General features: G+C 70.6%; 19 protein-coding genes and 1 pseudogene. 12 read left to right on the forward strand and 8 right to left on the reverse strand.

The window, feature by feature from the left end:
- The first annotated feature begins 54 nt into the window (after positions 1-54).
- Positions 55-795: a VOC family protein gene (locus ACZ4SW_RS23390; RefSeq protein WP_468248226.1), complete on the forward strand. Its 741-nt coding sequence runs from the start codon at positions 55-57 to the stop codon at positions 793-795.
- Positions 796-984: 189 nt separating this feature from the next.
- Here ACZ4SW_RS23390 and ACZ4SW_RS23395 read toward each other — a convergent pair whose 3' ends face one another.
- Positions 985-1,887 (reverse strand): NAD(P)-dependent oxidoreductase, encoded by a 903-nt coding sequence (locus ACZ4SW_RS23395; protein ID WP_468248231.1) that lies wholly within the window; start codon positions 1,885-1,887, stop codon positions 985-987.
- Between the two features lie 59 nt (positions 1,888-1,946).
- On the opposite strand from ACZ4SW_RS23395, the gene ACZ4SW_RS23400 reads away from it, so the two are divergent.
- From ACZ4SW_RS23400 to ACZ4SW_RS23410, 3 genes and pseudogenes are all read left to right on the forward strand, one after another.
- Positions 1,947-2,321 (forward strand): MerR family transcriptional regulator, encoded by a 375-nt coding sequence (locus ACZ4SW_RS23400; protein WP_468248237.1) that lies wholly within the window; start codon positions 1,947-1,949, stop codon positions 2,319-2,321.
- 314 nt (positions 2,322-2,635) lie between these two features.
- A complete protein-coding gene (locus tag ACZ4SW_RS23405; RefSeq protein WP_468248244.1) occupies positions 2,636-3,064 on the forward strand; it encodes a hypothetical protein in 429 nt (142 codons plus the stop codon).
- A gap of 117 nt (positions 3,065-3,181) precedes the next feature.
- A pseudogene (locus tag ACZ4SW_RS23410) lies at positions 3,182-3,382 on the forward strand (ribosomal protein L7/L12); the annotation flags it as partial.
- A 103-nt stretch (positions 3,383-3,485) separates the two neighbouring features.
- Here ACZ4SW_RS23410 and ACZ4SW_RS23415 read toward each other — a convergent pair.
- The gene (locus ACZ4SW_RS23415; protein ID WP_468248252.1) at positions 3,486-4,247 is read right to left on the reverse strand and encodes a phosphoglyceromutase; all 762 of its coding nucleotides are present in this window, start codon (positions 4,245-4,247) and stop codon (positions 3,486-3,488) included.
- A 197-nt stretch (positions 4,248-4,444) separates the two neighbouring features.
- On the opposite strand from ACZ4SW_RS23415, the gene ACZ4SW_RS23420 reads away from it, so the two are divergent.
- Positions 4,445-5,698 carry an MDR family MFS transporter gene (locus ACZ4SW_RS23420; RefSeq protein ID WP_468248259.1) on the forward strand — a complete coding sequence of 418 codons (1,254 nt, stop codon included), beginning with the start codon at positions 4,445-4,447 and terminating at the stop codon, positions 5,696-5,698.
- A gap of 38 nt (positions 5,699-5,736) precedes the next feature.
- Here ACZ4SW_RS23420 and ACZ4SW_RS23425 read toward each other — a convergent pair whose 3' ends face one another.
- From ACZ4SW_RS23425 to phoU, 5 genes are all read right to left on the reverse strand, one after another.
- A complete protein-coding gene (locus tag ACZ4SW_RS23425) occupies positions 5,737-7,431 on the reverse strand; it encodes a glycosyl hydrolase family 28-related protein (protein ID WP_468248267.1) in 1,695 nt (564 codons plus the stop codon).
- Positions 7,432-7,584: 153 nt separating this feature from the next.
- A complete protein-coding gene (locus ACZ4SW_RS23430; protein WP_468248273.1) occupies positions 7,585-8,085 on the reverse strand; it encodes a type III secretion system chaperone family protein in 501 nt (166 codons plus the stop codon).
- A 22-nt stretch (positions 8,086-8,107) separates the two neighbouring features.
- Positions 8,108-9,445 carry a D-inositol-3-phosphate glycosyltransferase gene (gene mshA, locus ACZ4SW_RS23435; RefSeq protein WP_468248277.1) on the reverse strand — a complete coding sequence of 446 codons (1,338 nt, stop codon included), beginning with the start codon at positions 9,443-9,445 and terminating at the stop codon, positions 8,108-8,110.
- A gap of 200 nt (positions 9,446-9,645) precedes the next feature.
- Positions 9,646-9,894 carry an SCO4226 family nickel-binding protein gene (locus ACZ4SW_RS23440; RefSeq protein WP_468248283.1) on the reverse strand — a complete coding sequence of 83 codons (249 nt, stop codon included), beginning with the start codon at positions 9,892-9,894 and terminating at the stop codon, positions 9,646-9,648.
- 557 nt (positions 9,895-10,451) lie between these two features.
- On the reverse strand, positions 10,452-11,141 hold the full coding sequence (gene phoU / locus ACZ4SW_RS23445; RefSeq protein WP_468248289.1) for a phosphate signaling complex protein PhoU: 690 nt from the start codon (positions 11,139-11,141) through the stop codon (positions 10,452-10,454).
- A 245-nt stretch (positions 11,142-11,386) separates the two neighbouring features.
- On the opposite strand from phoU, the gene phoR reads away from it, so the two are divergent.
- On the forward strand, positions 11,387-12,658 hold the full coding sequence (gene phoR, locus ACZ4SW_RS23450) for a two-component system sensor histidine kinase PhoR (RefSeq protein ID WP_468248297.1): 1,272 nt from the start codon (positions 11,387-11,389) through the stop codon (positions 12,656-12,658).
- Positions 12,659-12,663: 5 nt separating this feature from the next.
- Positions 12,664-13,335 (forward strand): two-component system response regulator PhoP, encoded by a 672-nt coding sequence (phoP, locus tag ACZ4SW_RS23455; protein ID WP_004000192.1) that lies wholly within the window; start codon positions 12,664-12,666, stop codon positions 13,333-13,335.
- A 325-nt stretch (positions 13,336-13,660) separates the two neighbouring features.
- On the opposite strand, the gene ACZ4SW_RS23460 is transcribed toward phoP, so the two are convergent.
- Entirely contained in the window at positions 13,661-14,320 is a 660-nt protein-coding gene (locus ACZ4SW_RS23460; protein WP_468248303.1) for a copper chaperone PCu(A)C domain-containing protein, read from the reverse strand.
- Between the two features lie 667 nt (positions 14,321-14,987).
- On the opposite strand from ACZ4SW_RS23460, the gene ACZ4SW_RS23465 reads away from it, so the two are divergent.
- From ACZ4SW_RS23465 to cysS, 5 genes are all read left to right on the forward strand, one after another.
- Entirely contained in the window at positions 14,988-15,470 is a 483-nt protein-coding gene (locus ACZ4SW_RS23465; protein WP_003953493.1) for a CarD family transcriptional regulator, read from the forward strand.
- A 365-nt stretch (positions 15,471-15,835) separates the two neighbouring features.
- Positions 15,836-16,597, forward strand: coding sequence for a 2-C-methyl-D-erythritol 4-phosphate cytidylyltransferase (ispD, locus tag ACZ4SW_RS23470; RefSeq protein ID WP_468248311.1), 762 nt, complete (start codon positions 15,836-15,838; stop codon positions 16,595-16,597).
- A complete protein-coding gene (ispF, locus tag ACZ4SW_RS23475; RefSeq protein ID WP_468248318.1) occupies positions 16,587-17,090 on the forward strand; it encodes a 2-C-methyl-D-erythritol 2,4-cyclodiphosphate synthase in 504 nt (167 codons plus the stop codon). The genes ispD and ispF overlap by 11 nt, the downstream gene beginning before the upstream one ends.
- A gap of 61 nt (positions 17,091-17,151) precedes the next feature.
- On the forward strand, positions 17,152-17,559 hold the full coding sequence (locus ACZ4SW_RS23480) for a PPOX class F420-dependent oxidoreductase (RefSeq protein ID WP_468248325.1): 408 nt from the start codon (positions 17,152-17,154) through the stop codon (positions 17,557-17,559).
- A 269-nt stretch (positions 17,560-17,828) separates the two neighbouring features.
- On the forward strand, positions 17,829-19,232 hold the full coding sequence (cysS, locus tag ACZ4SW_RS23485; protein WP_468248333.1) for a cysteine--tRNA ligase: 1,404 nt from the start codon (positions 17,829-17,831) through the stop codon (positions 19,230-19,232).
- Positions 19,233-19,337: the final 105 nt, after the last annotated feature.

The following is a 19,337-nucleotide window of genomic DNA, read 5'->3' on the forward strand; positions in this document are numbered from 1 at the left end:
CGGACGACGGTATCCGCGGATGGCGTCGCGGAACGGGTGCATAGGATCGCCGGCATGGCGCTGCGACCGGTGATGGTGAACATAAAGGCTGTCGACGCCTCGGCGGTCGGCCGGTTCTGGGCGGAGGCGCTCGGCTGGAGTGCTTACAGCCCCGGCGTGACCACCTACGTCGGACCCGTCGGCGGCCTCGTCTGGCCGCACCCGGTCGCCGTCGGCATCGACGTCGTTCCCGTCCCGGAACCCAAGACGGCGACGAAGAACCGTGTGCACCTCGATCTCGCCACCACCTCTGCGGCCCACCAGGCGGAGTCGGTCGCGCGCCTGAAGGCTCTCGGTGCGACGCCCGTCGACGTGGGCCAGGGCGAAGTGCCGTGGACGGTCCTCGCCGACCCGGAGGGCAACGAGTTCTGCGTGCTGGAGCCCCGGGAGATCTACCGGGACACCGGGCCGATCGCCGCGGTGGTGGTCGACTGTGCGGATCCGCGGGCCATGGCCCGGTTCTGGGGCGAGGCGATCGACTGGCTCCTGCACGAGGTGACCGACGACCGCGCGGTGCTGCGCTCCGCCAAGGGTGTCGGCCCGTATCTCGAGTTCCTCCGCACGCCCGGCGCGAAGACCGTGCCGGACCGCGTCCATCTCGACCTGCTGCCGTACCCCGGTGACGACAAAGCAGCGGAGGTGGCCCGGCTGCGGGCCCTCGGCGCCACCGACCTCGACCTCGGCCAGGGCGACGTCCCGTGGACGTGCCTGGCCGACCCGGAGGGCCACGAGTTCTGCGTCCTCGCCCCGTCCTGACCCGGCCCCTCAACGACCCCCCGGCACGCGAGCCGCCGACGACAGCCCGGACCGCCCACCTACGGCTGGTCGTCTCCGGCCGTCGCCGGCCACTGCCGAGCATCCTCGGACCACCCGGAGAGCCCTCCGCCTCGCCCGGACCCGGACCGAGGTCGCGCAACCCGCAATCGACTGCAGAAGGTCAGGAATTCAGACTCGGTCGGCCTTGTGGAGGACGGTCGTCAGACGGGCCAGTCCCTCTGGCCCGTAGCCGTCCGCGACGGCCTGGTCGATGAGGCTTTTCGCCGCCGTGAGCATCCCCACGTCGATTCCGTGGCTGGTGGCGGTGCTGATGACGTGGGTGATCCCGGACGCAGCGGAGGCGATGGTGGACCGGTCTCCCGGATAGTGGCCGGTCTGGATCTGCTCGGCGAAACGCCTGATCATCTCCGGGAGCAGTCCACCGATACCGGTGGCGAAGGCGGCGAACCGTTCCGGCTCGATTCCCTCGGCGGACGCGAGGGCGAAGGCGTGCACGATGCCGTTGACCGAGGTGGCGAAGATGTCCAGGAGCGCAACCTCGTAGGCGGATGCCCGGCCGGGATCGTCGCCGAGATGCATCGCGGTGCCGCCCACGGCGGCCATCGTCTCCTGAACGGCCTCGTAGACGTCGCGGGAGCCGCTGAGCAGGACGGTGGCGGCTGGAGTGCCCATCGCCGGGGTCGGGGTCAGGATGGCGCCGTCGAGGTAGTCGATCCCGCGTGAAGAGGCCCACCGTGCCATCCGGCGAGCCTGAGCCGGTTCTCCGCTGGTGAGGTTGATCAGCCGCCGGTTCTCCCAGTCCGCCGGCGAGTGTTCGAGCGTGGCCCGCACCGCGGCGTAGTCGATGAGACAGACGATGATCACTTGTCCGGCCCGCACCGCGTCCTGGACCGAGCCGGCGACCACGGCACCCCGGTCGGGAAGGTCTCCGGCCTTTCCCGGCGTGCGGTTCCATACCGTCACCGGGTGGCGGGCATCAAGGAAGGCCGAGGCCAGGGCGCGGCCCATCGGGCCAAGGCCGAGGACGGTCACGGGCGTCAGCCGAGTGTTCTCATCAGAGGTTGCGATCACGCTCAGAACGCTAAACCTTCACATTGACGTCAAGGTCAAGCACTGCTGGACTCTCCCCCATGAGGATCGGTGAACTCTCACGACGCACCGGCGTGAGCCAGCGCTCCCTGCGCTACTACGAAGAGCAGGGACTACTCACCCCGACGCGCCTGCCGAACGGATACCGCGACTACGACGAACGCACCGTCACCACCGTGCGGCGCATCCAGATCCTGCTCTCCGCAGGTCTCGGCACATCCGCCGTCGCGGAGATCCTTCCCTGCGCCGTCGACGACACCGTCGTCCTGGCCGGGAAATGCCCGGAACTCATCGACGGCCTGGCGAAAGAGCGTCGCCGCATCAACACGGCGATCGACGACCTGATCGCCGCTCGCGACATCCTCGACTCTCTCATCGGACGCCCGCTCCACCCCCAGGCCGCCCCATCGCGCTGAAGACGACGATCCGGGTGATCGAGGCTCCTTACACCGGCCTGCCAATCGGGCAGGGTTGTGCGGCGAGCTCGTCCGCGGATACGCCGTGCAGGCATCCTGCGACCTCCGTGGCGACGACCGCCAGGACTCGCGACCAGTTGGGAAGGATGCCCTGCGAGCACGGATGGCCCTGCTACGAAGGCTTGCGTCCGCGGACGTAAGCTGCGGCCCGAGGGGGACCGGTGAAGCGTGGCGTAGTGATGCGAGGTCTGCGGTTCGGCCTGGTTGTCGGAGGGGGCTGCGCGCTGGGCTGGGGCGCCGTGTGGACGGCTGGCGTGATGGTCGCGTTGGTGCTGGGGCACTGGCACGGCTTGCCTTCGGCTCTCGTCTCCGAAGCGATCCTTGTGGGCGGCAGCCTGTTCGTGGGTGCGGTGCTGGGTCTGCTGCTCGGTGTGACGTTGGCGGTCGCGCCCGGCCGGCTGGCCTCTCATGGGCTGCTTCGCGCACTTCTGGCGGGAGTTGTTGCCGGGACGCTCTTCCTCGGCGAGGTTGTGGTCAGCGTGGAGGGCGGCTTTCTGCCGGCGCTTTTGATGATCTTGGGTATCCCTGTGGTGGGCGCGGTAGCGGCTGCGTGCAGTGGTGACATTGCAGGAAGGAGCCGCCGTCATGCCTGGTTGTGGCGGCGCACGCTTCCGTCGGCTGACGTTCGGTCACTCGCCTGGCGCGGCAGGCTCCGTGCCGTGGTTGAGCTGCTGTGGAACTGACAGCTACCACCTCGCAAACCGCTCGCCTCCGGTGCGGGCCGAGAGGGCCGCGGAGCTTCAATTGGCGCGTGAAGTGCCGTGGGGTGTGACCAGCAGCCGAAGAAGTGAAGGGCCTCCGTGATGGACGTCATCCAGATCGTGCGTCGGCTGACGGGGCTGAGCCTGTGGCGTAGCAAGGTTCCGGCGACGCAGGTTCCCGCCGTCTTTCTCGCCGGTGTGCCCCAGGAAGACGCGGCGGCAGCCGTCTCGGCCCTCCGCGATGTGGGGGCCCAGGGAGAGGCGAGAGAACAGCCGGAGCCGGACTTCCTGAAGCACTGAGCACGGACCGATCAACCGGCTGACGGCCCAGAGGCGGCCCAGAGCGCGAGAAAAGCCCCCTCCCAGCGGAGAAACCGCAGGCAGGGGGCTTACTCGTGGGCGGTTACTTCTTCTTGCCCTGGTTCTTGACCGCCTCGATCGCCGCAGCGGCCGCCTCCGGGTCGAGGTAGGTGCCGCCGGGGGTGGTCGGCTTGAAGTCGGCGTCCAGTTCGTAGGCGAGCGGGATGCCCGTCGGGATGTTCAGGCCCGCGATGTCGGCGTCCGAGATGCCGTCCAGGTGCTTGACCAGGGCACGCAGGCTGTTGCCGTGGGCCGCGATCAGGACCGTGCGGCCGGCCAGGAGGTCGGGGACGATGCCGTCGTACCAGTACGGCAGCATGCGGAAGACGACGTCCTTCAGGCACTCCGTGCGAGGACGCAGCTCCGGGGGGATCGACGCGTAGCGCGGGTCGTCGGCCTGGGAGAACTCCGAGTCGTCCTCGATCGGGGGCGGCGGCACGTCGTAGGAGCGGCGCCAGAGCATGAACTGCTCCTCGCCGAACTCCTCCAGCGTCTGTGCCTTGTCCTTGCCCTGGAGGGCGCCGTAGTGCCGCTCGTTCAGGCGCCAGGAGCGGTGGACCGGGATCCAGTGGCGGTCGGCGGCCTCCAGCGCGAGCTGCGCGGTGCGGATCGCGCGCTTCTGGAGGGACGTGTGGACCACGTCGGGCAGCAGGCCGGCGTCCTTGAGCAGCTCACCGCCGCGGACCGCCTCCTTCTCGCCCTTCTCGTTCAGGTTGACGTCCACCCAGCCGGTGAACAGGTTCTTCGCGTTCCACTCGCTCTCGCCGTGGCGGAGGAGGATCAGCTTGTACGGTGCGTCGGCCATGCCTCAGAGCGTAATCCACGCATTCGCCCCCTCGTACGGCCCGCCCGGCAGGCGGACAGCCGGTCCGCGGGCGGTTCCCTCCCCGTACGACAGTTGACGGCATCTGTTAATTGAGTGGCCCCTCCGCGCTCCTCCTTTGTAAGTTGTGATCACCGTTCGAGCTGCTTACATATGTCTACGCCCGTGGGGGGACTCTCATGTCGATCGCCGCCGTCAGACGCGCCGCCCGCGAGACCGTCTCGGGGCTTCCCCGCGAGTTCTGGTGGCTGTGGACGAGCACGCTCGTCAACCGGCTGGGCGCCTTCGTCGCCACCTTCATGGCGCTCTACCTGACCCTGGACCGCGGGTACTCCGCCTCGTACGCGGGCCTCGTCGCCTCGCTGCACGGGCTCGGCGGGGTCGTCTCCTCCCTCGGCGCGGGTGTGATGGCCGACCGGTTCGGGCGGCGGCCGACCCTGCTGATCGCGCAGACGTCCACCGCCGGGTTCGTGGCGCTGCTCGGGTTCGTGCGGGATCCCGTCTCCATCGCCGTCGTCGCCTTCTTCGTCGGCATGGCGAGCAACGCCTCCCGGCCCGCCGTGCAGGCGATGATGGCCGACATCGTGCGCCCCGAGGACCGGGTGCGCGCGTTCTCCCTCAACTACTGGGCGATCAACCTCGGCTTCGCCGTCTCCTCCACGGCGGCCGGCTTCATCGCCGAGTTCAGCTATCTCGCCGGGTTCCTGATCGAGGCGGCGATGACGCTGGTCTGCGCGGTCGTCGTCTTCGCGAAGCTGCCCGAGTCGCGGCCCGCTCCCACCGCCAAGCGGGCGGCGGACGACGTCGGCCTCGGGACCGTCGTGCGCGACGGCCGTTTCATGAGCGTCGTCGGGTTGTCCTTCCTCGTCGCGCTGGTCTTCCAGCAGGGATCCGTGGGTCTGCCGGTCGCCATGGGCGAGGAAGGGTTCTCACCCGCGGACTACGGCATGGCGATCGCCGTCAACGGCGTGCTGATCGTCGCGCTGCAGATCCCGGTCACCCGTTTCATCGAGCACCGCGATCCGCGCCGGCTGCTGGTGGTCTCGTCCGTGCTCGCGGGGTACGGATTCGGGCTGACGGCCTTCGCGGGCTCGGTCGGTGTCTTCGCGCTGACGGTGTGCGTGTGGACACTGGCGGAGATCGTCAACGCCCCCACCCAGACCGGCCTCGTGGTACGGCTCTCCCCGGTGCACGGGCGCGGCCGCTACCAGGGCATGTACACCATGTCCTGGTCGGTGGCCGCCCTGGTCGCGCCGCTGCTGTCCGGTTTCGTCATCGACCGGCTCGGCGCGGAGTGGCTGTGGGGCCTGTGCGCGGCGGTCGGCACGGCGGCCGGGGTCGGCTACGCCGCACTGATGCGGCGCCTTCCGGTGGGGGAGACGGCGGAGGGGGTGGAGAAGGAGACGGTCGGGGCGGAGGTCGGCGCGGCCTGACCGCCGGTGCCAGGCCTGACGCCTGAGCCCCGCCCCCGTCACAGCCCCCGCTGCGCCTCGTACAGGTTCCGTGGCCGTACGACGTCCGTGGTGCCGTACAGCTCCAGGCGGGAGTGCAGGTCGCCCGTGAAGTCGGGTACGTCGATCTGGTCGAACTCGGTGACCTCGTTGATCCCGACGGTGGCGGAGTACGGCGCCAGGCCGTCGATCTTCACCAGCCCCGCCCGGCCGTTGGTCACCCGGACGTTCCAGTGGGTGAAGCGGGCGCCGAACAGGGGCCCGGCGTTGGCGTCGCCGCCGTGGCGGCCGTTGTTGTTCACGGTGATGTCGGTCCGGACGTTCGCGAACGGCAGCCCCCGGTGCGAGTCGAACGTGCCCATCTGCATCTCGCCGCGCGACCAGACGTTGTGGGAGGACAACCCTTCCACGTTGATGCCGTGCAGTTGGGTGTTCTCCGGGGCCGGCACCGTGCGCTGTTCGATCGTGAAGTCCTCGATCAGGTTGTCGTGCGAGCCCTCGCGGCAGAAGTAGGGGTGGTGCTCGCCCCGGCCGCCGACCCGGGTCCGGCGCAGCGTGCAGGAGGACGCGGCCACCAGGCCGAAGCCGTTGTCCACGTTGCGGACCGTGACGTCGTCCACCCAGCAGTCGTACGCGCACTGCAGGACGACGCCGTTGTACCCCTTGTCGAGGAGGTGCGGGGACTGCGGGGTCTCCATCACGTTCAGGGTGAGGCCTTCCACCCCCGCGCCCGTCAACTCCCGTACGTGGGTGGTGAACCGCGGGTCCCACTCGGGGCGCAGGTCCAGCGGGAGCGGGCGTTCGAGGGTGACCTTGCGGCCGCGCACGCGTGTGACGCGCACCGGCCACTCGTAGGGCACGTAGCTGAGCAGCTTGGTCTTGTCGTCCCAGTGGTACGCCGCCGGGCCCGGTCCGCCGCCCGACATGTGCTGCAGGAGGGTGTGTGCGGGGTCGTCGGCGAGGCGGAGCAGGACCAGCTTGCCGGGGTGCAGTCCGGAGGGGTCGGCGACCGTCACCGTCCAGGAGCCCTGCTTCGCCGGTTCCACCGTCGTCAGCGTCGTCCACTCGTCGCGCCGGTTGCCGGTCCAGCCCTCGAAGGGCCAGGCCTGTGCCCTGATGGCGGAGACCAGGGAGTCCCAACGGGCCGTCGGCGCCAGCCAGATCAGGCCGCCCGCCCAGGACCAGGCCGACTTGGTGCCGCCGTAGCGTGAGCCGTAGACGCCGATCAGCTCGGTCAGGTTCTTCGTCGCGTACAGCGTCGTACGGCCGCTGCCCGCACCCCGCAGGACGACGTCGTCGTACCCGATGTGGATCAGGCCGTCGATGCGGAAGGTGCCGGGCGGGATGGTGACCGTGCCACCGCCGGCCCTTCCGGCGGCGGCGATGGCACGGTTGATCGCGGGGGCGCAGTCGGTGGTGCCGTCCGCCACGGCGCCGTAGGCGGTGACGTCGGCCACCACGGGGCGGCGGGGGAAGCGCACGGCCCCGCACCGGTGGCCGGCCCGGCCCACGTACGGGATCTGCGGGTGGGTGAAGGGGATGCGCGTGAACTCGTCCCACAGGGCGGGCACCCGGCCCCTGGGCGATGGGGCGGCGGTCGCTGTGGTTCCGGTCGTGGCGGCGGTCGCCGTGTTTCCGGTCGCGGCGGCGGCCGCCACGGCGATGGCCCCGCCGAGCAGGCTCCGTCTGCCGATGTTCGTGTGCCCGTTGCCCATGCCCGAACCGCCTTCCAGGGATTCCCGGGACGCGCCCGAGAGAGAAGGTCCATGGATGTGAACGATGTTCAGATCTGTGCTGACCGTGAGCATGCCACGGGCCCGCCTGGCGCGGAAAGGGTCGTGCAGAGATGCGTCGGTACGGTCCGGAGGTCAGTTCTCGGGGCGTTGGGTCAGATGGCTGAACGCCTCGAGGTTGCGGGTCGACTCCCCGCGCGACACCCGCCAGGCGTACTCCTTGCGGATCGCGGACGCGAAACCCAGCTCCAGAAGGGTGTTGAAACTGCCGTCCGCCGCCTCCAGAACCGAGCCGAGCAGCCGGTCCACCTCCTCCGGGGTGACCGCGGCGAGCGGCAGCCGGCCGGTGAGATAGATGTCGCCGAGCGGGTCGACGGCGTAACTCACCCCGTACAGCTTGAGGTTGCGCTCCAGCAGCCAGCGGTGCACCGCCGGCTCGTTCTCGTCGGGGTGGCGGATCACGAAGGCGTTCAGGGACAGCGAGTGCCTGCCGACGATCAGTGAGACGGTCGTCGACAGTTTGCGCGTCCCGGGGAGCTTCACGACGTACGAGCCCGGCCGTGGGCTCTCCCACTCCAGTTCGGCGTCCTTCAGGACCCCTTCGATGACCTGTGCGGCGCGCTGCTCATCGGACATGCCAGGCAGCGTACGCGAGGGATCAGCCGTGGTGGGCGCGTGCCCGGCGGCGGTGGGCCTGCAGGGCCTCCGTGTACGCCCCGGCGGTCGCGGAGGCCGCCGCGTCCCAGCCGAACGACTGGGCGTGCCGCGCCGCCGCCCGGCCCATGCGGACGCAGAGCTGCGGGTCGTCGGCGAAATCGCGCAGTACGCGCGCGTACGCGGCCGGATCGTGCCCCTGGACCAGGAACCCGGTGTGCCCGTCCCGCACGGCGACGGGCAGGCCCCCGACCGCGGCCGCCAGGACCGGTGTGCCGACGGCCTGGGCCTCGATCGCGACGAGGCCGAAGGACTCGCTGTACGACGGCATCACCAGCACGGACGCGGCGCGGAACCAGTCGGCGAGCTGGTCCTGCCGCACCGGCGGCCGGAAGCGGACGACGTCCGCCACGCCCAGCCGGGCGGCGAGTTTCTGCAACCCCTCCGGCTTGGCGAGGCCGCTGCCGCTCGGGCCGCCCACGACGGGGACGACGATGCGGGAGCGCAGCTCGGGGCGCTCGTCGAGGAGCACGGCGACGGCGCGCAGCAGCACGTCGGGGGCCTTGAGGGGCTGTATGCGGCCGGCGAAGAGCGGGATCAGCGCGTCCTGCGGCAGCCCGAGCCGGGCCCGGGCGGCGGCACGGCCGTCGGCGGGCCGGAAGCGTTCCAGGTTCACGCCGGGGTGGACGACGGCCACCTTGCCGGGGTCGGCGGCGTAGTGGCGTACGAGTTCGTCGGCCTCTTCGGCGGTGTTGGCGATGAGCCGGTCGGCGGCGGCCACGATCTGCATCTCGCCGATGACCCGCGCGGCGGGCTCCGGGGTGTCGCCCTCGGCGAGGTTGGCGTTCTTGACCTTGGCCATGGTGTGCATGGCGTGCACCAGGGGGACGCCCCAGCGCTGGGCGGCCAGCCAGCCGACGTGGCCGGAGAGCCAGTAGTGGGAGTGCACGAGGTCGTAGTAGCCGGGACGGTGACCGGCCCATGCCTGCATCACGCCGTGCGTGAAGGCGCAGAGCTGGGCCGGGAGGTCTTCCTTGGCGAGCCCCTCGTACGGTCCGGCGTCGACGTGGCGGACGAGCACGCCCGGGGCGAGCTGGACGGCCGGGGGGAGAGCGGCGGTGGTGGCCCGGGTGAAGATCTCGACCTCGATGCCCAGGGCGGCGAGCCGCTGCGCCAGCTCCACGATGTAGACGTTCATGCCGCCGGCGTCGCCCGTGCCGGGCTGGTGCAGCGGCGAGGTGTGCACGGAGAGCATGGCCACACGGCGGGGCCTGCGGTGCAGGCGGAGCCGCGCGGCGGTCGCCGGGGAGCGACGCCCGAGCCTGGTCACGTACTGGCTCACGTGGCGTTCCTCCTTGCTGCGGGCATGCAGGTGCGGACGGCGCGCAACACCCTCCGAGAGGTGCGAACGCCGCGGAGGGCCGCTCCATTTCCCGCGGAGGCGTTTTTACCAAATCATTGCCGTGTGTCGGTCAACCGTTCGAGGGGTGGGGGTGTCACCGGCTCCCGTCCTTCCGTCCCGTCGGCGGCGCGCCGACGGCCTCAGGCCGACAGGGGGACCGGGTGGATCTCGTCCGCCTTGTGGCCCGCGCGTTCGTGGATGCGCTGGACCGCCTCCGCCGAGGGCGCCTCGGACAGGCAGTAGACCGTTCCCGACTCCGGGTCCGCCCAGGCCCGCTGGAAGCGCACGCCCTCTTCCTCCTCGATCGCCAGGTCGGCCTGGTGGGCCTCGTTGAGCTGATCGGCCGTGATGCCCTGCATACCGTGGTGGATGTCCATGAACTGGGGCATGGCCGGTACCTCGTTCCCTTTCCGTTCCTGGTACGTCCCCGCCTTCGTTCTTTTTCTCCTTTCGCCCCTCCTCCTTCTCCCGCTGCCTCTCCTTCTTCTTCCTTCTCCTTCTCCTTGCTCCTCTTTCACGCTCTCTTTCATGCTGCGCTCGCGGGCGTCCCCACGCACACGAGGGCCCCGGCAGCGCGCCGGGGCCCTCGTCGTCGTAGGTCCGTGTTCGGTTGTCTGGCGTGGACGGTGCCGTGCGTGGACGGTGTCGTGCGCGATGTGCCGTCAGCCGCACTGGCAGGGAGCGCCCGACTGGCATCCGCACCCGCAGCCGGAGCCGCAGCCGCACGCGCCGACCAACGGCAGGCTCGTGATCTCGGCGGGCTGTTGGGTCTCGCGCTCCTGCGTGGGGTCGGGCGTGCTCGGGGTCTCGGCCATGGGTCCTCCTCGAAGGATGTCGAGACTGGTGCCTCCGCCCATTGCATGCCCGTCCGGCCGGGCGCATCAACGGCGCACGGGGGCTCGTACGCGCCCGGCCGGCCTTCTTCAGGCCCCTTGCGGGCTCCCCGTCACGCGCCCTCGACGCCCGTCACCGGCTGGACGTCGGGCTGGATGTCGTCCGCGTGCTCACCCGTCACCAGGTACACCACCCGCTTGGCCACCGCGACCGCGTGGTCGGCGTAGCGCTCGTAGTAGCGGCCCAGCAGGGTCACGTCCACGGCGGTCTCGATGCCGTGCTTCCAGCGCTCGTCGATCAGGTGCTGGAAGAGGGTGCGGTGCAGCAGGTCCATCTCGTCGTCGTCCTGCTCGAGCTGCAGCGCCAGGTCGACGTCCTTGGTGATGATCACCTCGGCCGCCTTGGCCATCAGGCGCTGGGCGAGCTGGCCCATCTCCAGGATCGTCGCGTGCAGGTCGTGCGGCACGGCACGCTCGGGGAAGCGCAGCCGGGCCAGCTTGGCGACGTGCTGGGCGAGGTCGCCCGAGCGCTCCAGGTCGGCGCTCATCCTGAGCGACGTCACGACGATGCGCAGGTCCGTCGCCACCGGCTGCTGGCGGGCGAGGAGGGCTATGGCACGCGCCTCCAGGTCGTGCTGGAGGTCGTCGACCTTCTTGTCGGCCTCGATCACGGCCTCCGCCAGCTTCAGGTCGGCGTCGAGGATGGCCGTCGTGGCACGCCCGATCGCCGACCCGACCAGCCGGGCCATCTCGACCAGGCTGTCACCGATCGAGTCAAGTTCCTCGTGGTACGCGTCCCGCATCTGGGTGTCCCTCTCTTACGTCTGCTCCGGGGGGCCGGGGGCCGGGGCCCGTCGTCACCATGGTGAAAACACGGCGGACACGGCGCCCTACGCACCCCACGCTCCCACGTTCCGGCCCGTACGCGACTGTTTCCGCCATCCCAAATGAACCAATACTGGCTCCCAGGTGAACTCTGAGCGACGAGTGTTCGAGGTCGCACTCCGATGGCTGTGGGCAGCCTCGGGGACCTGCCTAATCTGGACGCATGGACGTGAACGCGGCGGTCGCCGCAGCGGCAGCGATCGCCGGGGTGCTCACCGGCGTCATCGCCATGCTGGCGTTCCGCTGGAGCGAGCGCGACCAGAAGCGCCCCACCCGCACCTCACTGCACACCGACCCCGTGCTGCCGCCGGGCGTCGACACGGTGCTGTCCGTACTGCGCTCCTCGGCGGTCGTCCTCGACGAGGCCGACGCCGTCGTCAAGGCCAGCTCCGCAGCCTATGCGCTCGGACTCGTGCGCGGCGGCAGGCTCGCCGTCGAGCCGATGCTCCACATGGCCCGCGACACCCGGCGCGACGGCGAGATACGCCAGGTCGAACTGGACCTGCCGCGGCGCGGCACCGGACGCGGAGAGGCCCTCGCCGTCTCCGCGCGCGTGGCCCCGCTCGGCTCCCGGCTGGTCCTGCTGCTCGTCGAGGACCTCACCGAGGCCCGCCGGATAGAGGCGGTGCGCCGCGACTTCGTGGCGAACGTCAGCCATGAGCTGAAGACGCCGGTGGGCGCCCTGTCGCTGCTCTCCGAGGCCGTGATGGACGCCTCCGACGACCCCGAGGCCGTGCAGCGCTTCGCGGGCCGGATGCAGATCGAGGCCACCCGGCTCACCAACCTCGTGCAGGAGCTCATCGACCTCTCCCGGGTGCAGAACGACGACCCGCTGGAGGACGCCGAACCGGTACGCGTCGACGAACTCGTCGCCGAGGCCATCGACCGCTGCCGGCACGCGGCCACCACCAAGCAGATCACCATGGCCGCCGGAGGGACCGCGGACCTGCACGTGTGGGGCAACCGGGGGCAGCTCGCCGCCGCCCTCGGCAACCTCGTGGAGAACGCGGTCAACTACTCGCCCGCCCGTACCAGGGTGGGCATCGCCGGGCGGCGGGTGTCCGCGCCCGGCGGCGACCTGATCGAGATCGCCGTGACCGACCAGGGCATCGGCATCTCCGACAAGGACAAGGAGCGCATCTTCGAGCGCTTCTACCGCGTCGACCCGGCCCGCTCCCGCGCCACGGGCGGCACCGGCCTCGGTCTCGCGATCGTCAAGCATGTGGCCGCCTCGCACGGCGGGGAGGTCACAGTGTGGAGCTCCGAGGGTCAGGGCTCCACTTTCACCCTGCGGCTGCCGGAGGCGGGTGCGGCCCGTGACCGTGCGACCGACCACCCGTCCGACCTCGAAGAAGAGGACGGCGGCCCAGACGGGACGACCCCCACCGTCTCATCCCCGTACGAACCGCTTCCCGCCCCGGAGGTCCTTCCGTGACCCGAGTGCTCGTCGTCGAGGACGAGGAGTCCTTCTCCGACGCCCTGTCGTACATGCTCCGCAAGGAGGGCTTCGAGGTCGCCGTCGCGACCACCGGGCCCGACGGACTCGACGAGTTCGAGCGCAACGGCGCCGACCTCGTCCTCCTCGACCTGATGCTGCCGGGGCTGCCCGGCACCGAGGTGTGCCGCCAGCTCCGCGGCCGCTCCAACGTCCCCGTCATCATGGTGACCGCCAAGGACAGCGAGATCGACAAGGTCGTCGGGCTGGAGATAGGGGCCGACGACTACGTCACCAAGCCGTTCTCCTCCCGGGAACTGGTCGCCCGCATCCGGGCGGTGCTGCGCCGCCGGGGTGAGCCGGAGGAGGTGACGCCGGCCGCGCTGGAGGCCGGTCCGGTGCGGATGGACGTGGACCGGCACGTGGTCACAGTGTCCGGTTCGAAGGTCGACCTGCCGCTGAAGGAGTTCGACCTGCTGGAGATGCTGCTGCGCAACGCGGGCCGTGTGCTGACCCGTATGCAGCTCATCGACCGGGTCTGGGGTGCGGACTACGTGGGCGACACCAAGACCCTCGACGTCCACGTCAAGCGCCTGCGCGCCAAGATCGAACCGGACCCGGGCGCTCCGCGCTACCTGGTGACGGTCCGCGGCCTCGGCTACAAGTTCGAGCCGTAAGCCGGTACGGAGGGCACGCGGCACGCGCGCGTACCGGCCCGGTGAGGGCCGGGCTCCGGGCCGACGACCGTGCGTCGTCGCAGGCAGCGCGGGCATCGCACCCAGCACAGCCATCGCGCCCAGCACAGCCATCGCGCCAAGCACAGCCATCGCGCCAAGCACAGCCATCGCATGCAGCGCAGGCATCACGGCAGCGCGGCATCACACGCACGAGGGGCGGCACACCGTCAGGGGTGCCGCCCCTCGTGCGTGTGGAGGCGCCCCCCACGACAAAGGGCGGCCCCCCCCGTGGGGATGCCGCCCTCGTGTCCGTGTCCGGAGTTCATCAGTGGCTCGGCGAGTTCGACGCCGTCGCCGACGCGGTCCCCTTGGCGCCCGCGGCCGGGGAACCCTGCACCGAGGTGGACGGCTTGGGGGAGCCCGACACCGACTTGGACGGGGACGCCGACGTGCTGGCCGACGGCGACGGGATGTTGCTCGGGCCCCACTTGCTGAAGTAGCTCTCGGCCGGGACCACGAACGCCCGCAGGCTCACGTCGCCCGTCTCGCTGAAGCTGAACGTGATCTTCTGCGCGTTGCCGTCCTGCACGGCCTCCCGGCTGCTCGACAGCACCGCGGAGGCGTTGTCCTTGCCGCCGATCACCACGGAGCCGCCGGCCGGGACGGTCAGCTTGCCCTTGCCCGAGGCGGGGCTGAGCTGTGCGGTGTCGCCGGTGCCGGCGATCGTGATGGAGTCCAGCGTCTGGTCCGTGCGGCCCGTGTTGAAGACCGTCGCGGAGATCACGGCGGGCCCGGTGGAGTTCGGGTCGGGCTGGGTGATGACGAGCGCGTTCTGGATCTTGATGTTCCCGACGCTGGTCGCCGCGTTGTCCGGCTTGACCTGGAGCGTCTGGCTGTCGTTGCCGGCGCCGCAGGCGGCGAGCGAGGCGATCGAGAACGCGATGGCGGCGGCGGCGAGGGCGCCGCGTCGAAGGCTGCTGCTCACGGCGGCGGCAACTCCTTGTACGTGGGCGTAGCAGAGCGACTCCCTTATAAAGCCGCCCTAAGTTCTGTCAGCGGCCTTAGGTTACCGAGCCGCCCCTGGCCCACCGCACCCGACCCTCCCCATGCGGGGCACTTCGCTTCGCAGGTCCGTCCGGCCCCGTTCGCGCGCACCGGCACTCCGGCGACGGTCGTGCCGCCCTCGCCACATCCTTCACTCTGGCCTCATCAGTCACTTCGGCCACTCTTGAACCAGCATTCACATAAGCGTCTCCTCTCCCGCCCCGGGATTTCCCGTAAGGAATGCGAGGCGGCTGCCGGAAATCGATCACCCGCTCAACGATCGCGCCGCGCGGGAGCCCTTGATCAATTCCGGATTCGTCTGACACCCGCCTCCGCACACCGAACGGAGTAGCGGAAGTCGATCGCTTGAGAGTGGACGAAAGTGGACGTTTCGGGCGTGCTCGGAGTCCTCCGAGGTGTGTAACGCCCGGGTTTCGCCCCGCCCGCACAGCCGCTCCGACCTGCGAATACCCTGTTCCGCTCCCCCCTCGAAGCACGTTCCGGTCGCGCTTGTCAAGCCCCGAGATATGCCCTGACCTGCGAAAACGCCATTCAGAACACGCGGTTTCCGTGTTACCCTGGATAGCCACGGAAGGGGTACCTGTCACATGACGTTCAAGGTTGGCGACACCGTGGTCTATCCCCATCACGGGGCCGCGCTGATCGAGGCCATCGAAACTCGCCAGATCAAAGGCGTGGACAAGACCTACTTGGTGCTGAAGGTCGCCCAGGGCGACCTGACGGTGCGTGTGCCAGCGGACAATGCGGAGTTCGTCGGCGTGCGTGATGTGGTCGGTCAGGACGGACTGGACCGGGTCTTCGAGGTGCTGCGCGCGCCGTACGCCGAGGAGCCCACGAACTGGTCGCGTCGATACAAGGCAAACCTGGAGAAGCTCGCCTCCGGCGACGTCATCAAGGTCGCGGAAGTGGTGCGCGACCTGTGGCGCCGCGAGCGCGAGCGCGGACTCTCCGCCGGTGAGAAGCGGATGCTCGCCAAGGCCCGGCAGATCCTGGTGAGCGAGCTCGCCCTCGCGGAGAACACGAACGAGGACAAGGCCGAGGCCCTGCTCGACGAGGTCCTCGCGTCCTGACGCCCGCCCCGCCCGCTCGCTCCCCGGCCAGGAGTGCGGCGGACGGACCGGCACACAGCACGCACGCAATGCCGCGGTGCCCGATGACGCAGTAGCTGTCGCCGGGCGCTGCGGCATGTTCGTACCCGCCTCTGCCCGTCGTACCCGCGACGCCGCGGCCGGAACCTCCCGGTCCCGGGCGGACCAGCCGGAACGCGACAACCCTGCCCGGATTCCTGTGCCGACGGGGAAGCCCCGATACTTGGCGTGCCGGGCCCGGGCAGTCGGCTCGACCAGAAGTCACGGAAGGGTCCGGTCAAGGCGTCGCGCCCGGCACGGTGTGGCCATACCCATCCCGGCCGAGCACACAAACCTGACAGGAACCGATGTCTGACGATTCGCGCCCTTCGACCACCGAGCCCCCCGGCGTCCGTACCGCCGCGGTGATTCCGGCCGCCGGCCGCGGCGTACGCCTCGGCCCCGGCGCCCCCAAGGCGCTCCGCGCGCTGGGCGGCGTTCCCATGCTCATCCACGCCGTGCGCGCGATGGCGGCGTCGCGCGCCGTCTCCCTGGTCATCGTCGTGGCCCCGCCCGACGGTGCCGCCGAGGTCAAGTCGCTGCTCGACGCGCACGCGCTGCCCGAGAGGACCGACTTCCTGGTCGTGCCCGGCGGCGAGACACGCCAGGAGTCCGTGAAGCTCGGCCTCGACGCGCTGCCGCCGGAGTACGGGATCGTCCTCGTCCACGACGCGGCGCGCCCACTGGTTCCGGTGGACACGGTGGACGCCGTCATCGAGGCCGTACGGGACGGCGCGCCGGCCGTCGTCCCGGCGCTGCCGCTCGCCGACACGGTCAAGGAGGTCCGGCCGGCCGCCGCGCCCGGCGAGCCGGAACCCGTCGCCGCCACGCCCGACCGCGCCCGGCTGCGTGCGGTACAGACCCCGCAGGGCTTCGACCGCGCGACGCTGATCCGGGCCCACGAGACGGTCACGGACAATGTCACGGACGACGCGAGCATGGTGGAGCAGCTCGGGCTGCCGGTCGTCGTGGTCCCCGGCCACGAGGAGGCGTTCAAGGTCACGCGGCCGCTGGACCTGGTGCTCGCGGAGGCGGTCCTGGCGCGCCGGAGGCTGACCGATGGCTTCTGAGGCGCCGCAGCCGCCGCTGCTGCCCCAGGTGGGCATCGGCACCGACATCCACGCCTTCGAAGAGGGGCGGGAGCTGTGGTGCGCGGGCCTGAAGTGGGAGGGCGAGGGGCCGGGCCTCGCGGGCCACTCGGACGCGGACGTGGTCGCGCACGCCGCGTGCAACGCGCTCTTCTCGGCGGCCGGCCTCGGCGACCTGGGACAGCACTTCGGCACGGGGCGGCCCGAGTGGTCCGGGGCGTCCGGGGTGACGCTCCTCGCGGAGGCGGCGCGGATCGTGCGCGAGGCGGGGTTCCGGATCGGGAACATCGCGGTGCAGGTCGTCGGACCCCGCCCGAAGATCGGCAAGCGGCGGGACGAGGCGCAGAAGATCCTCTCCGAGGCGGCCGGGGCTCCCGTCTCGGTCTCCGGCGCGACGACGGACGGCCTCGGCTTCCCCGGTCGGGGAGAGGGGCTGATGGCGGTGGCGACGGCACTCGTGGTGCGGGTGTGCTGAGAGCGTGCGAGGGTACCGGCAGAGTGATCAGCGACACGTGACCGAGGTCCCGGAGGCACCCATGCCGACCGCCGTACTGTCCGACCGCCTCAAGAGCCTGCTCGACGGCCCCGTCTTCATCGTCGTCGGCACGATCCAGCCCGACGGCAGCCCGCAACTGTCCCCCGTGTGGGTCAAGCGGGATGGCGACGACATCCTCTTCTCCACGACGGTCGACCGCCGCAAGAAGCTGAACCTGGACCGCGACCCCCGGGTCAGCGTGGTGGTCCAGGACCCCGACGCGCCGTACGAGTACGCGGAGATCCGCGGCACCGCCGAGCTGAGCACCGAGGGCGCCCGGGAACTGATCGACGAACTGTCGCTGAAGTACACCGGGAAGAAGTACGCGGAGTTCAACCCCGCGTCGGTGCAGGACGCTGACCGGGTGGTGGTGCGGGTGGTGCCGCGGAAGGTGTTGGGGCGGATCTGAGGGGGCGTCGGGGGTGCGGGGCTGAGCCGGGTCCGGTGGGGGGCGGGTGTCATGCCGTGGTCGCTGCGGGAAGTACGCGGCCCGCGGGCGGAGCCCGCTGTCGGGTGGGGCAGCCCCGCGTCGGTGCAGGACGCGGACCGGGTGGTGGTGCGGAAGGCGGTGGGGCGGACCCGAGGCGAGGAGGCCGCCCGGCATGATCGGGTGAGCCGGTGGCGGTCTCGTGGTGGGCTGGGCGCCTGACACCGGCCCCGGCCCACTACTCTGGACTCGTGACGATTCGCCTGTACGACACCAGCGCCCGGCAGATCCGTGACTTCACCCCGCTCACGCCGGGCTGTGTCTCGATCTACCTGTGTGGCGCCACCGTGCAGGCCGCACCGCACATCGGGCACATCCGCTCGGGCCTGAACTTCGACATCATGCGCCGGTGGTTCGCCTACCGCGGATACCAGGTGACCTTCATCCGGAACGTCACCGACATCGACGACAAGATCATCGCGAAGGCCGCGGACCAGGACCGCCCGTGGTGGGCGATCGGGTACGAGAACGAGCGGGCCTTCGACGACGGATACACCGTGCTCGGCTGCCTCCCGCCGACGTACGAGCCGCGCGCCACCGGCCACATCACCGAGATGGTCGAGATGATGCGCGGGCTCATCGAGCGCGGGCACGCCTACGAGGCCGACGGCAACGTCTACTTCGACGTCCGGTCCTTCCCGGAGTACCTTCAGCTCTCCAACCAGGAGCTGGACAACCTCCAGCAGCCCTCCGGGGCGGGGGAGACCGGTAAGCGGGACCCGCGTGACTTCGCCATGTGGAAGGCGGAGAAGCCCGGGGAGCCGAGCTGGGAGACGCCGTGGGGGCGGGGCCGCCCCGGGTGGCACCTGGAGTGCTCGGCCATGGCGCACAAGTACCTGGGCTCCGCGTTCGACATCCACGGCGGCGGACTGGACCTGATCTTCCCGCACCATGAGAACGAGATCGCCCAGGCCAGGGCCTACGGTGACGAGTTCGCCCGGTACTGGGTGCACAACGCCTGGGTGACCATGAGCGGCGAGAAGATGTCCAAGTCCCTGGGCAACTCGGTGCTCGTCTCGGAGATGGTCAAGCAGTGGCGCCCCATCGTGCTGCGCTACTACCTCGGGACCCCGCACTACCGTTCGATGATCGAGTACAGCGAGGAGGCCCTGCGCGAGGCCGAGTCCGCGTTCGCGCGCATCGAGGGCTTCGTGCAGCGCGTCGTCGAGAAGGCCGGCGGTGTCGTGGAGCCCGCCGCCGAGGTGCCGCCCGCCTTCGCCGAGGCGATGGACGACGACCTGGGTGTGCCGCAGGCGCTCGCCGTGGTGCACACCACCGTCCGCCAGGGCAACAGCGCGCTCGCGGCCGACGACAAGGAGGCCGCCGTGGCCCGGCTCGCCGAGGTGCGGGCCATGCTGGGCGTCCTGGGTCTCGACCCGCTCGACTCCCAGTGGGCCGGCGAGGGGGGCGACCGCGGGGAGGACCTGCACGGTGTCGTCGACAGCCTCGTGGGCCTGGTGCTCCAGCAGCGCGAGGCGGCCCGCGCGCGCAAGGACTGGGCCACCGCGGACGCCATCCGCGACCAGCTCAACCAGTCCGGACTCGTGATCGAGGACAGCCCGCAGGGCCCGCGCTGGACGCTCGGCCCCCGCTGATCCCACCGCCGATCCGATGATCGATTGTGCCGCCCGGCCCTCCGGGCGGCACACTGCATAGACGTAAGAGACGTCGGCGTAAGAGACGTCGACGTGACAGGGGTC

The sequence above is a fragment of the Streptomyces sp. NPDC028331 genome, from assembly GCF_055565775.1.